The organism is Stieleria tagensis (assembly GCF_024129865.1).
GTDB classification, from domain to species: Bacteria; Planctomycetota; Planctomycetia; order Pirellulales; family Pirellulaceae; genus Stieleria; species Stieleria tagensis.
Window position 1 is genome coordinate 46,110 of the sequence record NZ_JAMYFE010000119.1, and the last position, 13,847, is coordinate 59,956.

A 13,847-nucleotide genomic window follows, 5' to 3' on the forward strand; every position below is an offset into this window, starting at 1 on the left:
CTGCTAAAAAGGGCCAAAAAGCAGCAAAACACCCGTGTTTCATGGTGTTTCCGCTGTTTTTGGCGGCAAATTGACAGCGTCACAGTGACCGGGGCTGGGCGAGCGATTCAGCGAATGACCGCGGAAAACGCGGTCTTTTTTTCTGTCCTGAATCTTTAAAAAACCCGTTTTCAACGGCCTCGACTGAAGAATCGGTCCACACGACTGGGGGACAACCCGCTCGATTCCGAGTCATCCGAGGCGTCCGAGGAAGACGATTCGTTAGCGGTTTGGCCGTCACCGGTCGTCCCCGTATCGGTCGAACTCGACGCCGCTGTGGAGGACAGGAATCGGCTGAACAACTGCTGCGGGCTGATCGGATCCGCATTGGTTTCCGCAACCGTCTCTTCCACTGGATCTTGATCTGATGCGTCCGAGGGAGTGTTTGCCAGCACCGCGCTGGACAACAACGGGGCGGCGACATCACTGACGGACGTGGCCGCCGCAACCGCCTCGCCTTCGCCGCTGCCGGCCGCCGACAATCCCGAAACCGCATCTTCCGCCTCAACCGACTCGCCTTCGGCGGCGGTGGAAGCCGAACTCGATGAATCGGCGGTGTAGTTGATCGCGGTGTCCGAGACATCTACACGATAGAGTTGCAGGTCGCCGAATTTCCCACGCGGCAACACGACATCGCCTCGCGAGGTCAATATCGAACCGCTGATCCCGGCATCGGCGTCGTCTTTGCCGGCGATCGTCAGTTGAGTTCCAGCGGCGTTGAGCGAAACCACTGGATCGACGATCGAGGCCGAAGCTTGCGACGAAGATTCGGTTAACAACGCAGATTGTCCAGGCTCAATGGCGACCAACACGGATTGCTGGGGCGTCGAACCCAACCAGTCTTGAATCGACAGGTACTCTGGTTTCAACCGGCCCATCGTCGCTTCGATCGTCACGTCGCCGTCACCGGGCGCACTGTTGACGGTGTATTGTTGGGCGGCTTCACCGCCGGTGAAAAATGGCAGCGCGGGGATTTCAATGACGTAGTTGCCCGGCAACACGTTGGCAACAAACCCATTGGTGCTGTCATCGACAACGAGGTTAAGCGAGACGTCATTTCCCAGCACATCGGTACCCGTCAATTTCAGCTCTGCCGCGATCGAACGGTTTTGATTGCCGCTAAAGTTCACCGTGATGTTTCGCTCGGTGTACTCGTTGATTTGAATCGTGATCGTCCCGGTACTGTTGGTTCCTGATCCATCGGCGACGGTGTAAGAAACGGTGTCGGTTCCCACGAACGAGGAACTCGGTGGCGTGTACCGCAGGTTTCCGTTGGCATCGACCGTCGTCGCGCCACCGGCCGCAGAGTTTCCGTTGACGGAGATCGTTAGCGTCTCGCCGTCACCATCGACGTTGTCGGGCAGGTCGTCCAAATTCAGAATCACGGTTTGGCCGGAACCACGCGATAGTTGCACGGTCGAATTGGAAACCGGCGGTGGATCATTGATCGCGGTCACGGTGAACGTCACGGTCCCGAACGACAACCCGCCGCCGGTATCACGAATCGTGTAGGTCACCGTTTCGGTGCCAAAGAAATCTTCGGCTGGTTCGTAAAAGAACGTTTCTCCATCGCTGCTCAGTCGTACGTTTCCACCGTTGCTGGGGCCTCCCACACCGTCGATCACAAACGATTGATTGTCCGTGTCGCGGGTATCGTTTTGCAGGATGTCGTAAGAGGCTTCGGCGGTGTCCTCGTTGACGGTGAACGCGTCATCGACGGCGGTCGGTGGCGCATCGGACGGCGTGACGGTGACCGTGACCGACGCGGTGGTCGTGGACTGGCCATCGCTTAGCGTGTAGGTAAACGTGTCGATGCCGGTGAAGCCCGGTACCGGGGTGTAGTTAACCGCAGAACCGTCGGTTGTAATCGTGATCGATGCGCCATTGGCCGAATTGCCGACCGCTGTGACCTTCAGGGTCTCGCCCGTATCGGGGCTGGTCGAATCATTGGCCAACACGTCCAATCGATTGCCCGTCGAATTTTCTGCGACGTTCAACGTGTCCGCGACACCGGTCGGTGGATCATTGACCGGGGTCACCGTGACCGTGACCGTCGCGGTTTCCTGTGCTCCGGTGCCATCACCGGCCCGATAGGTGAACGTGGTCGTACCGTTAAAATCGGCTTCGGGGGTAAACGAAACCACGCCCGAACTGACACTGACCGTGCCACCGCTAGCGGGCTGGGTGACAGAGACCACCGACAGCGACGAGGCGCTGTTGGTGGTGTCGTTGGCCAACACGTCGATCGTTGTCGCGCCGGAATCTTCGGCAACGCTCACCGAGTCATTGGTGAGAGTGAAATCGGCGCCGACGGTCAAATTCACGCTGCCGAAGAAAACGGATTCGGCAGACACTTGGTCATCGTCACCGAACAGCAGCACCTCGCTACTCGCTTCGTCGGCTTCTTCACTGCGGATATTGACGCTGCCAGACCCGATCGCCGTCATCTGCACGCGAGCGATCACCGATTGGCTTTGGTTGGACGCGGTGGTACGGCTGGATGCCGCGCCGATTTCGTCGATCAATCCGGTCGTGAAACTGCCTTTGGGTGCCAGTGTGAAATCACCGACATACTCGATGGTCGTGCCGGTTTTGGGCCGCACGATCGTCGAATCAAACAGGATGTCGGTGTAGATCGCATAGACGCCGTCACGATCGAAACTGCCCCGACTGTCGACACCGACCAATTCCAGAATGAAATCATCGCCGGTGTTCAGGTTGGTGACCACATTCCCATCGGTGTCTTTAATCACCAGTTGGATTTCCGCCTTGGGGGCTTCGGCAACATTGACATTGAACGTCTCGGTGCGAACGTTGCCGGCCAAGTCGGTCGTGGTGACGGTGAACGAGTTGTCGCCCAAATCGCCGGAGTCCGGCGTCCACTGAATCAAACCCGATCCACTATTGATCGTTGCACCGACCGGGAAATTGGTCAGGGCGTACTTGATCGATCCCTCTTCGCTGTTGATCAGATCGGATTGATACAAACGACCGACGTTGGCGCGTGTGTTGGCACTGCTTGCCACGGAAGTCGGCGTGGTTTTGTCATAGGTCACCGCGATCGAAGGCGACTGGGCGCTGGTTTGCGAGTTGACAATTTGTCGCGCCGAAATGTTGTACACGCCATCGCCCAACGCGGCGATGTTGTTTGTTGTCACGGTGACACTGCTGCCCGATGCCACCGCTTCGCCCAAGACCGCATTGGTTTGCACGTTGATCAGTTGCACCGTTGCACCAGCGGTCACGCCATCGACGGTGAACGCGAGTGTCCCCGCGTTGGTGATGTTGTCGGTACCGCTGGATCCGGTGTCACTGCTGGTTCGCAGGTCAACCGAAGTCGGAGCCGATGCCGTTTGCTCGGCCTCGAAATTAAACCGTAGCCGCTGGGAATCACTATCGCTTGATCCGTTGCCGGTCACGCCGGTCCCGGGGCGCACAGTGACCGTGACGTCAACCGGACCGGTGTAGCCGGCCGCTGGTGTGACCGTCAGCAATCCAGATTGGTTGATCGTGGCCGTCGCACCGGTGCTGCTGGAAACGACTTGCGCCGAATAGGTGACCGCGTCGCCTTCGATATCTGTGCTGGCGAGTTGTAGTGTCGCCGCTGCACCAGGGGTGAATCGATCGGGGACATCAACGGCATTCAAATACGGTTGGCTGTTGGCGGTGTCATTGTTGACATCGACTTGAAAGGTCTCGCTGTGCGAGTTGCCATCGCTATCGGTGACGGTGATCGTGACATCGGTTGATCCGACACCGTTGCCGGTGGGCTTCAACATCACCAACGAATTTTCGTTGTCGGTGAAGACATCGATGGTTTTGATTTTGATGTCTGTGGTCGGCCGATCCGAACTGTTGACGGCGTGTTCGCTGATCGCTTCGAGCACGTCATCGCCTTCGATCAATTGACCGAACACGCTGTGGTTGTAATCCAGAAACCGCGTCGGAACTTCGGTGACGAAGAACTGGGAATCGTTGGTGTCATCACTGGATTTTGCGAACGACAACACACCGCGACGGTTGTGCTGCAGTTCGGGATGAAAATCATCGTCAAAATCACCCAGCGTCGATCCACCGGTACCGGTGCCCGTCGGGTCACCGCCTTGGATGACAAAATCGTCGATCACGCGGTGAAAGATGATGTCATTGTAAAAGTCGTCTTCGGCCAGCGCGATCACTCGGCCGGTCGCATTGGGAGCACGCTGTTCAAACAATTCGAACACCATGTCACCATAGGTTTCCATGTCGATTCGGATCGACCGGTTGCCCATCACCACGCTGGCATCCAACAGGTTCGAATCCGACACCGAAACGGTCACGGTCAACGGACCGCCGTTGGCATCGTAGGCGTCAACGGGAATGTGCAGGGGTGAACCGATCAGAACCGTTTGGTCACCGATCTCGACAAAGGTCGGGTCTTCACTTTGCGGAATCGCGACGCCGCTACGGTCGCTCAATTGCTGCAGCGTCATCACGCCGGTTTGCCGGGTATCATCCGGGAACACCCAGGTCGGGTAGGCGGTGATATTGTTGTCGATACCGAGCTGTGACAGAGAACGGTCGGGGTTGGTGACTTCGACAAACGGCAGGTAGTGGGCGCCGTCTTGGAAAATCTGTTTCTGTTCGGTGCAGGCCGGGCACCAGCCGGCACCAAAAAAGGTCACGCCGGCCGCTGTCAGGTCTTTGGCGAACTGAACCAAATCCGCCGCCGGTTCACCTTCGGCCGCCGTTTCGGTGGTCAAACTCGATCGCGCATTCGACGCGATAAACGACGTCAATTCGACGCGGCTATCGACCGGTCCCAGCGTGTCGGCAGAGACCATCGAAACGTCGGCGGCCATCAACTGCCGCGACTCCAGGTTTTCCAGTTTCAGCCGCTCGCCACCACGTGCGGGACGCGAGTCGGCGCCGCGGCCGGTGCCGGCAACGGGCGACAACTGACGAAGAAATCGGCTCAGGCGACTTCGACCCGAGCGATTCTGGCTCGGCTGGCTCTCGTGGGCTCGAATTTCGCGACCTTGGGACATCTATTTATCCGGCTATTCTGTGGGGCAATGGGCGACGCGACGCGGAGAACAAACAGAGCTCGCACGCGCACGTGTCCCAGAACAATCACGGCGCGAGCGTTTGCAACCACTCATCACCGTCCATTGGGGCATTCGGCATTGGATCCTAGGCGGACTGAGAAAATCCCGCACAACCGCTACCTTTTTACAATCTGCAGTAAGACGCGGAAAAAAAGAGTTTTGTTCCCGTCAATCTGTGCACAAGGCCAGCGAGTCGGATCGATTGAAGCCAGCGCTTTTGTGTGAGACCATGGTTTTTGGTAACCCGAGGCGTCAGCGAGGGATCCCAGCAACCGGCTAAACCCCTCGCTGACGCGTCGGGTTGCGATAAAAACGCAACTTCAAACGGTGGATTGGTAGGGGGGCGACCGATTGGCCAGAATTCTGGCCGACTGAACCCTGGCGGGCCCAGCTACGACAACACTGACTTGTTCCAGGGATTGTTTAAGAGGGCGGAGGGTCATGTCCGCCGGGATGCCATGGATGGCATTTGGCGATCCGCAGTGTCGTCAAAAAGAGCCCCACCAATGGGCCGCGATTGCGAATTGCATCAACGGCATACTGGCTGCAGGTCGGCGTGAACCGACAGGTCGGTGGGAATAGCGGACTGATCCGAGTCTGGTAGACCCGGATCAATCCGACGAGCAGTTTTGCAGCAATTCCAGGCGTTTTAGGCTTGGAAGGAGCTGCCGCAGCCACAGGTTTTGACTGCATTGGGGTTTTCAAACGTGAATCCCTGTTTTTCCAAACTTTCGTACCAATCGACGGTGGTGCCGTCCAGATACAGCGCACTTTTCTTGTCGACAACGACTTCGACGCCGTGGCACTCGAATTTCGAGTCTGCTTTGACGTCAAAGCTGTCGTCAAAATTCAGGGTGTAATTGAATCCGCTGCAACCGCCACCGGCGACACCGATCCGCAGGACCATGTCATCGCCAAAATTGTGTTCGGTACGGAATCTTTGGACCTCTTGGGCCGCTCGCTCGCTCAACTTGACTGCCATCGGGGCGTCACCTTCGTTTTAGGGACGAATGAATTGGTGGGTGAAGTGCAACAGAAAATCAGGTCGCATTGGGGCCTGTCACACTAGTTCAGTCTACTCGGGCCGCATAGCGGCGTGACTGACTAACCGTCATAGTATTCAACAGACCGCCGCCGCGGCAAGTGTCGCCGGCAAACGATGGTCTGATGAATTCGATCGCCATTGAGTCGGCGATCCAATGACACATCGTCATTTTGCAGCCCAGATTCTTACAAAACGAACCAATTGTATGCGCCGAATCGGCACTTTACCCGATCCCGACGAAGCCAGACGGTTTTCGGACTACTTGTACACTCAGTCAATCGAGTGCTCGGTCGACCCCCGCACGTCCAGTGACGCCCCGCCGCCAGACGGGGCGTCGCCGTCGCCCGCGGTCTGCGATTTGTGGATCCGAGACGAAACCCATGTCGAACGGGCCAAACAAGAATTAGAGACGTTTCGCGAAGATCCGGACAACGAGCGTTACCGCGTCGGCGGCGCTGCCGAGCGAAGGCGCAAGCAGCAACAGGCCGAAGAAAAACGCAAAAAACAACTGCAACAAAAAGTCCATCCGAAATCGCCCGTCGGCGGTGGCCCGCTGATGGGGGCACCGCTGCGTCAGCAAGCGATCCCAATTGTGATCGCCGTGATCGTGCTGTCGGTGATCGCCAGTTTCGCCACCAATTTCGGCCAACCGCACCCCTCACCGGTACCGGGCGAACTTTCGCTCGAAGAAACCGTCTTTTATGGATTGTCCTTTGTCGATTGGCGCGACTACGTGTTCACCGAAGACGCGTTTGCATCGATCAAGAAAGGACAGGTTTGGCGACTGGTCACTCCGATCTTTCTGCACGGCGATGCCTTTCATTTAGCGTTCAACATGCTGGCACTGTATTTTCTCGGTTCGGTGATCGAACGCCTGGAGGGGTCCTGGTTCATGCTGGGATTGCTGCTGGCCAGCGGGATCTTTGGCGGGTTGGTGCAGGTCTGGTTGCCTGAGAAAGACAGTTTGCCACCGCTGCTGGCGGGACTGGCCGGATCGCCGTTTTCGATCGGGGCTTCCGGCGCCGTCTACGGTCTGTTTGGTTATCTGTGGATTCGGCCCGCGCTGTCACCGATGTATCCGGTGCGGATGGTGCCGGCCAACGTTGCCATCATGTTGGGTTGGTTGGTGTTCTGTGTGTTCTTTGTCGACCGCATCGCCAACGGCGCCCACATCGGCGGACTGATCGCGGGCGTTGTGATCGCAGCGGTGGTATCACGCCTGGGTTCCAATCGATTTTCGTGACCGCAATGTCGCCCGGCGATTCCCCCGAATTCCCCTCTCCCGAATTCCCCGTCCCCACCGGATTGATCAGCGCTGCGGCGGAAGTGTTCCGCGTGGCAATGCCACTGATGGTCAGTGCCGGAATGATGTCGATCGTGCTGTTTGCCGATCGCACGTTGCTGATGTTTTATGACGGCGTTTCGATGAGCGCCTCGATGGCCGGCGGGAACCTGTTCTGGGTGATCGTCTGTGTTCCGATCGGCACCGCGGCGATGTCCGGTGCGATGATCGGCCAATTGATCGGCAACAACGAACCGAACAAAATCGGTCGACTGCTGTGGCAGACGATGTGGTTGTCATTGATGACCGTCCCCTGGTTTATCATCGCCGCGATCGCTGCCGAACCGCTGTTCCGCTGGACCGGACAACCGGCCGAACTGATCGCTGCCGAAACGACTTACATGCGGTGGTTGATGCTAGGCGGATTGGGGCTGGTGATCGAATCGGCGCTCAGCGGATTCTTTAGCGGCACCGAACGCACCGCGGTGATCATGTGGGTCTCGATCGTCAGTGGACTATTGAACGTGATCTTAGATGTGTTACTGATCTTTGGCTGGGGCGGACTGCCTGAATTGGGCATCGCCGGAGCCGCGATCGGCAGCGTGATCGCGTTTTGGTTCAAAGTGGTGTGCTATGGATGGATTTTATCCAGACCTCATTTGGAACAGCGTTACCAGATGCGCGGCGGGTTTTGCATCGATGGTCCGATGATGCGCAACTTCCTGTTTTTTAGTCTACCCAGTGGGCTGATGTACCTGACCGAAGCCGGCGCGTTCACCATCATCGTGCTGAAGATCGGACAGTTGGGCGACGTGCCGCTGCGGGCCACAACGATGGCGATCAATTTCAACATGGTCGCGTTCATCCCGTTGGTTGGAATTGCGATCGCCGCATCGGTATTGGTCGGCCGGCACCTGCTGCAAAACGGCCCGGCATTCGCCGTCCGCACGACTCTGGCGGCGCTGCTGATGGCACTGGTTTATTCGGGCGCCTGGGCGCTGGCCTATCTACTGGCCGGCGATTGGATGCTGTCACTGTATCGTCTGGGCGCCGACGACGACCATTCGGTTCAAGCGGTCGAACTGGCAAGCGGTTTGCTGGGATTTGTTGCGTTGTACGTCTTGGTCGATGCGGCCCAGCTGATCTTTGGCGCAGCGTTGAAGGGTGCCGGCGACACCTGGTATGTACTTGGGGCCGGTGCGACAACCAGTGCCGTGGCGATCACGATTGGAATCTTGTTTGACCCTGGACAACAGTCCTTGAATTGGTGGTGGTGGATCATCACCTTCTGGATTTGGGCACTGGCAATCTTGATGACGGCTCGCTTTGTCGGCGGTCGTTGGAAATCTATGCGGATGGTTTGATGAAATCGATTTCTGTGGCCTTACTCCCTGGCACACTGTCGGCCGGATTGGACCGCTCGAAAACCTGCGCCGTGGTCATCGACGTGTTACGCGCAACCAGCGTGATGACGACTGCGGGAGCGGCCGGCGCCGCCACGATCCGGACCTGTGAACAGACCGAACGGGCGCGTCAGATCGCGACCGAATCCACACCGACCGCGCTGCTATGCGGTGAACGCGAGTGCAAGCCGATCGCTGGATTTGATCTCGGCAATTCGCCAGCCGAATACGGGCCCGATCGACTCGCCGGGCGCGACCTGGTGCTGACGACAACCAATGGCACACGGGCGATCCGAGCCGTGCAGGACTGTCGACGGTTGCTGGTCAGTTCGTTCCTGAATCTGCAAGCGACGATCGATGCGATCGAGTCGGAAACTCAACTGCAATTCGTTTGCGCCGGGACCAACGGTGAAATCAGTTACGAAGACGTGCTATTGGCCGGTGCGATCGTGCAACGTTTGAACCCGTCATCGCAACACGACTTGATTGACGATTCGGCGCGGATCGCTATGGCGGCATGGCAACAATCCGGCGCTGCGGGGGACCGCGGGCACCAGGCACTTCGGACAGCGCTAGGTCAGTCTCTAGGAGGGCGCAATTTGGCCTCCGTCGGGTTTGCCGCCGACATCGATCGCTGTGCCCGCATCGATACCATCAGCGGCATCGTCACACGAGCCGAGCGATCCAGTTCGGCGGACTCCGACGTGACGACGTTCCGCTACGCCAATCCGTCGGGCAGTGTTCCCGCCGCGACTTCTTCGTCCCATTGATCCATCAATGGCCATGACTCTGCCAAGGTGCCAAAGTCGGCCATCTTCAAATAGCCGCGGACACGGTCGATCGTGCGGTTCATAAAATCCTTGTCATTGCGGAACATCGGCCCGTGGCTGGGCGCGAGCCATTTCACGTCGCTGTCGCGGATTCGTTCCAAAGAACCGATGAAGGCTTTGATGTCGCTGCCGTGATGGGCGTCGATAGCGCCGATGCAACCATCACGATAGATGTTGTCGCCACTCATCAGCACGTCGCCGAGTCGAAAGGCGAGCTGGCTGTTGGTGTGCCCCGGCGTGTGCCAAACCTCGACCTTTAACTTGCCGACTTCGATGATGTCGCCGTCGTTGACTTGAATTTCAACGTCGACTTTCGGCATCTCCATTTTCAGGTTTTGCGCTTCGATTTCTGCCAGCGTCCACAACGTGTCGCCTTCGGTCAGCGGTCGGACCGCGTTGGGATGGGCGGTGACCGTGGTTTTCAGAATTGACTTGAGTTTTGCCAATCCCTGAATGTGATCCACGTCGGCGTGTGTCGCGATCAGCGTCTTGCAGCGAGAAAGGGGGAAATCGAGATTGCGGATGATGTCCACAAAATCGTCGACCGTTTCCTCGTACCCGATATCGACCAGCGCCCATTCGTCGTCGTCATAGATCAGATAGACATTGCATCCCAGCACTTCTCGGGCCTGGAAATTCAGTTCAATGATGCCGGGGAAAAGAGGGTTGCGTTGGATCATTCGTTCAAGAGGGTTATCGAAAAGCTTGGGGCAGTCATTCTACGTTGGCATGCAAGACATCCGCCAGCCCGTGGCGATAGTCAGGGTAGCGCAGGGAAGGCAACAATTCGCGGCGCAGTTTTCGATTCCAGATGCGTTTATTGCTGTTGCTGCGCATCCGAACCGGGGCATCTGCCGGCGGATCGACAAAGCTTGGGGGCGACACACCGCATTGTCGAGCGATCTCGCGGTAGAAATCCCCCCTGACGACCGGAGCATCGTCACTGACCAGATACAACCGAGACTGTGTGCCGACCGGTTGCGGCTGGCCAACGACGGCCGGATCCATTTGCCGCCACGCTGCCAGGGTGGCCCGCGCCGCATCGTGCACATGAATCAAATTTAAAAAACCAGATTCCGGCGAGGCGATTTCTCGGCCGGCAATCACATCTGCGGCACGTGGCACTCGCCCCGGGCCGTAAATCCCAGCCAATCGCAGGATTCTCCACGGCGTTTGGGGACGCATCGCGTGCAACAGTTGCTCGGCCTGTAGATGCACTTTGCCGCCCAACCGGTCCGGGTGCGTGGGGGAGGTTTCATCGACCCAGCGGCCATCGGTTTGATGATAAACCCCGGTCGTGCTGATGTAGCAAATTCGGGCATCGGCGGGCAAAAACGACAGCAAATTCCGCAGCCCACCGACCTGTGACTCGTAGCGTCCGAGCCGGCTTTCGCGGTCGTAACTGACCGCCACCAGCACGCGCGCCGCGGCCGAGAGTTGCCGCAGCGGTAAATTATTGATGCTGCGACGGTCCGTCCAATCGAATCGAATCGGATGAAATCCGGACTTTGCCATCGCCAAACAGCGGTTTTGATGGCGGGTTGTCGCGTAAACCGTTGCGCCCTGTGTGCGTGCCAAATGAGCCACTTTTTGACCTAAATAGCCTGCGCCGACCACTAAAACGTCCGTATTGTCATTCATTCGGGCTTTTTCCGGGACTTTTCAATTTTGCGAGTGTTGAGGCTACAATGGGGCGACCGTTCGACAATTCAGCCTTCCGCACCAGGGACTCTGCTTTGATCCAGTGTGACTGCCTTCCATCGATTCACCGCAGCGGCCGAACCGTCGGCGTTGTTGTATCGTCAATTGTGTTCCTGTTCACGCTAGGAATTCCCGCAATCGGACCGCCGCTGCTAGCCGATGACGCACCCTCGGCGTCCGTCCCGACAGTTGCCGGGTCCAGCCGCAGCGCTTTTGAAACTCTGGAATCGGCCGAAGCCGGTTCACAGGCATCTCACCACGGCACACGCGTCAGCGTGCCTGTTGACTTGGAACCGTTACTAGAACGCGGCGGCACACCGGCATCGCTCGACCATTTGCGGAGCATGGAGCGACAACAGCAGCAAGTTGCCGCCAAAGCCTCGCGGTGCACCGTCAGTGTCAAAATCGGTCCGGCGCAAGGATGTGGCGTCATCATCACTGGTTCAGGCTACATCGTCACCGCAGCACACGTCGCAATGCGACCGGGCAAAGCCGCCGTGGTGACGCTGTCTGATGGCCATCAAGTCACCGCGACGACATTGGGCATGAATCGCCATGTTGATGCCGGACTGATGCGGATCAACCCTGGACAAAACGCAGGCAAACCGTGGCCGCACGCCAGCTTGGGCACCAGCGACGAATTGGTGCCGGGCATGTGGTGCATCGCGATGGGCCATCCCGGCGGCTACGACTCCGCCCGTGGAACAGTCATCCGCGTCGGCCGTTTACTGGAAGTCCGCCCCGACGTCTTGGTCAGCGATTGCGCCCTGATCGGTGGCGACAGTGGCGGCCCGCTGTTCGACATGGCCGGCGAACTCATTGCCGTGCACAGCCGGATCGGAAATGACGTCACCGAGAATTTGCATGTGCCGATCGATCACTACGACTATTCTTGGGAACGGATGGCGTCCGGCGAGGCCTGGGGTTTTCTACCGAACTTTAAACCCACCTTGGGTGTCACCGGCAATCAGTCCGACAGCGTCGCGCGCATCATCGCCGTGAAGAATGGATCACCGGCTGAAAACGGCGGGCTACTGGCGGAAGACGTCGTCGAACAGTTCGGAGAAAAAGTCATTCTGAATTTCCAATCGCTCAAGGATGCCGTTGCCGACACGATGCCGGGTGAACGCGTGCCGATCTGGGTACGTCGCGGCAGTGGAAGGATCCGATTGGTGGTCGAAATTGGCCGTTCCGGATAACGACCGCTTCCCCGCTTTGAACTGCCGCCGGTTATCCCATCGCCCTTCACGTTTCTTCTCTTTCCAACGCCACTCATGACTGATCCATCGCTTTCACAGTCGCCCCTCAGCCGCTTAGTGGCTGTCGCGATGGCGCCGCTGTGCACCACAACTCGATTGTTCGTTGGCACACTCTTGCTAGTCGCAATGATCGTTCCCGCCGCCGCGCAATCACCCGCGGATTGGATTGGACATGGCAATTCAGCCGCCTCGATCGCCTCGCGTGACAGTGGCACGATGATGCGATTGGTGCAACCACTTTCGGATGCGGTTGAAAAGTCGGTCGTCCAAGTGTTTTGCAACGGCCGCGTCGTGTCATTGGGCACCGTGGTTTCGGCAGACGGATACATCATCACCAAACGCAGTGAATTGAGTGGTGATCCGATTTCGGTGCGTGTTCCGAACGGCAAAAAAATCGCAGCCCGCGTTTCCGCGGTCCGCCCCGACAACGACTTGGCGTTGATCAAACTCGATGGCAGCGATGATTCCGAGTGGGACATTCGCCCGGCAACCTTCAGCAACCCCGAACCGCCAACCGGTAGCTTTGTGATCTCGCCGGGACGCGAAGGATTCACGTTTGGACTGGGCGTGTTGGGCGTTTCGTCACGCCACATTGGCCATCAAGGCCGATTGGGAGTGCGTTTTTACAACACGCCCAGCGGCCCGGCGACGGTGCTGCGTGTGGCGCCACACAGCGGTGCCGAAGAAGCGGGACTGCAAGACGGTGACCGTATTTTGAAGATCAACGACCTGGAAATCCTTGGCTCACAAGCCGCCATCAGCACGTTGGGGAAAATGTATCCCGGCGACGTTGTCCGACTAACGATCGTGCGTGGCGATGACACGATCGAACGCGATGCGATGATGAGTGACCAAGCGGTGCTGATGGAATCCAAGAACGACGCCAAAGTCAATGGTCCACGCAACGTTCGCCTAAGCGGGTTCGATAGCGTGATGCAGCACGACACGGTGTTGGCACCCAACCAGTGTGGCGGCCCGCTGCTCGATAGCAACGGCAATGTGATTGGCATCAACATCGCCCGCGCCGGTCGCGTGGTGTCCTATGCCTTACCCGCCTCATTGGTCAGCGCCGAAATCATCAGCATGCTCGAAGAAGCACGCCGCTAACGCCAGGAACCGGCAACAGCACGAATCCAGCCGGATCAAGACTGTAGCTGGCCTCTGTGAGCTGGCGATTACCCACAAATGGCAACCCGACGCG

The 13,847-nt window shown here is 58.1% G+C and carries 10 protein-coding genes; 5 read left to right on the top strand and 5 right to left on the bottom strand.

Going from position 1 to position 13,847, the window contains the following annotated elements:
• Window positions 1-170: 170 nt before the first annotated feature.
• The 3 genes from NHH03_RS24745 to NHH03_RS24755 form a co-directional block, all read right to left on the bottom strand.
• A complete protein-coding gene (locus NHH03_RS24745; protein WP_253160824.1) occupies window positions 171-5,066 on the bottom strand; it encodes an Ig-like domain-containing protein in 4,896 nt (1,631 codons plus the stop codon).
• A 483-nt stretch (window positions 5,067-5,549) separates the two neighbouring features.
• On the bottom strand, window positions 5,550-5,819 hold the full coding sequence (yidD, locus tag NHH03_RS24750; RefSeq protein ID WP_253160826.1) for a membrane protein insertion efficiency factor YidD: 270 nt from the start codon (window positions 5,817-5,819) through the stop codon (window positions 5,550-5,552).
• Window positions 5,776-6,108, bottom strand: coding sequence for a HesB/IscA family protein (locus NHH03_RS24755; protein WP_253160828.1), 333 nt, complete (start codon window positions 6,106-6,108; stop codon window positions 5,776-5,778). Before NHH03_RS24755 ends, yidD begins: the two co-directional genes overlap by 44 nt.
• 268 nt (window positions 6,109-6,376) lie before the next feature.
• Here NHH03_RS24755 and NHH03_RS24760 point away from each other — a divergent pair, with 268 nt between their 5' ends.
• From NHH03_RS24760 to NHH03_RS24770, 3 genes are read left to right on the top strand one after another with little or no spacing between them, the layout of a single operon-like run.
• Window positions 6,377-7,414 (top strand): rhomboid family intramembrane serine protease, encoded by a 1,038-nt coding sequence (locus tag NHH03_RS24760; protein ID WP_253160830.1) that lies wholly within the window; start codon window positions 6,377-6,379, stop codon window positions 7,412-7,414.
• Window positions 7,415-7,419: 5 nt separating this feature from the next.
• Window positions 7,420-8,817: an MATE family efflux transporter gene (locus NHH03_RS24765; RefSeq protein ID WP_253160842.1), complete on the top strand. Its 1,398-nt coding sequence runs from the start codon at window positions 7,420-7,422 to the stop codon at window positions 8,815-8,817.
• On the top strand, window positions 8,817-9,626 hold the full coding sequence (locus NHH03_RS24770) for a 2-phosphosulfolactate phosphatase (RefSeq protein WP_253160832.1): 810 nt from the start codon (window positions 8,817-8,819) through the stop codon (window positions 9,624-9,626). Before NHH03_RS24765 ends, NHH03_RS24770 begins: the two co-directional genes overlap by 1 nt.
• Here the strand turns inward: NHH03_RS24770 and NHH03_RS24775 are convergent.
• Together NHH03_RS24775 and NHH03_RS24780 are read right to left on the bottom strand one after the other, a co-directional pair.
• A complete protein-coding gene (locus NHH03_RS24775; protein ID WP_253160834.1) occupies window positions 9,575-10,366 on the bottom strand; it encodes an MBL fold metallo-hydrolase in 792 nt (263 codons plus the stop codon). The two genes, NHH03_RS24770 and NHH03_RS24775, sit on opposite strands and share 52 nt — an antisense overlap.
• Window positions 10,367-10,400: 34 nt before the next feature.
• Entirely contained in the window at window positions 10,401-11,327 is a 927-nt protein-coding gene (locus NHH03_RS24780) for an SDR family oxidoreductase (protein ID WP_253160836.1), read from the bottom strand.
• 95 nt (window positions 11,328-11,422) lie between these two features.
• On the opposite strand from NHH03_RS24780, the gene NHH03_RS24785 reads away from it, so the two are divergent.
• Entirely contained in the window at window positions 11,423-12,586 is a 1,164-nt protein-coding gene (locus NHH03_RS24785; protein ID WP_253160838.1) for a S1C family serine protease, read from the top strand.
• Between the two features lie 75 nt (window positions 12,587-12,661).
• On the top strand, window positions 12,662-13,753 hold the full coding sequence (locus NHH03_RS24790; protein WP_253160840.1) for a trypsin-like peptidase domain-containing protein: 1,092 nt from the start codon (window positions 12,662-12,664) through the stop codon (window positions 13,751-13,753).
• Window positions 13,754-13,847 lie beyond the last annotated feature (94 nt).

What these genes read in the sequence shown, in the direction of transcription:
- NHH03_RS24745 (WP_253160824.1), bottom strand. Translation starts at nt 5,066, where the DNA reads ATGTCCCAAGGTCGCGAAATTCGAGCCCACGAGAGCCAGCCGAGCCAG.
- yidD (WP_253160826.1), bottom strand. Translation starts at nt 5,819, where the DNA reads ATGCAGTCAAAACCTGTGGCTGCGGCAGCTCCTTCCAAGCCTAAAACG.
- NHH03_RS24755 (WP_253160828.1), bottom strand. Translation starts at nt 6,108, where the DNA reads ATGGCAGTCAAGTTGAGCGAGCGAGCGGCCCAAGAGGTCCAAAGATTC.
- NHH03_RS24760 (WP_253160830.1), top strand. Translation starts at nt 6,377, where the DNA reads ATGCGCCGAATCGGCACTTTACCCGATCCCGACGAAGCCAGACGGTTT.
- NHH03_RS24765 (WP_253160842.1), top strand. Translation starts at nt 7,420, where the DNA reads ATGTCGCCCGGCGATTCCCCCGAATTCCCCTCTCCCGAATTCCCCGTC.
- NHH03_RS24770 (WP_253160832.1), top strand. Translation starts at nt 8,817, where the DNA reads ATGAAATCGATTTCTGTGGCCTTACTCCCTGGCACACTGTCGGCCGGA.
- NHH03_RS24775 (WP_253160834.1), bottom strand. Translation starts at nt 10,366, where the DNA reads ATGATCCAACGCAACCCTCTTTTCCCCGGCATCATTGAACTGAATTTC.
- NHH03_RS24780 (WP_253160836.1), bottom strand. Translation starts at nt 11,327, where the DNA reads ATGAATGACAATACGGACGTTTTAGTGGTCGGCGCAGGCTATTTAGGT.
- NHH03_RS24790 (WP_253160840.1), top strand. Translation starts at nt 12,662, where the DNA reads ATGACTGATCCATCGCTTTCACAGTCGCCCCTCAGCCGCTTAGTGGCT.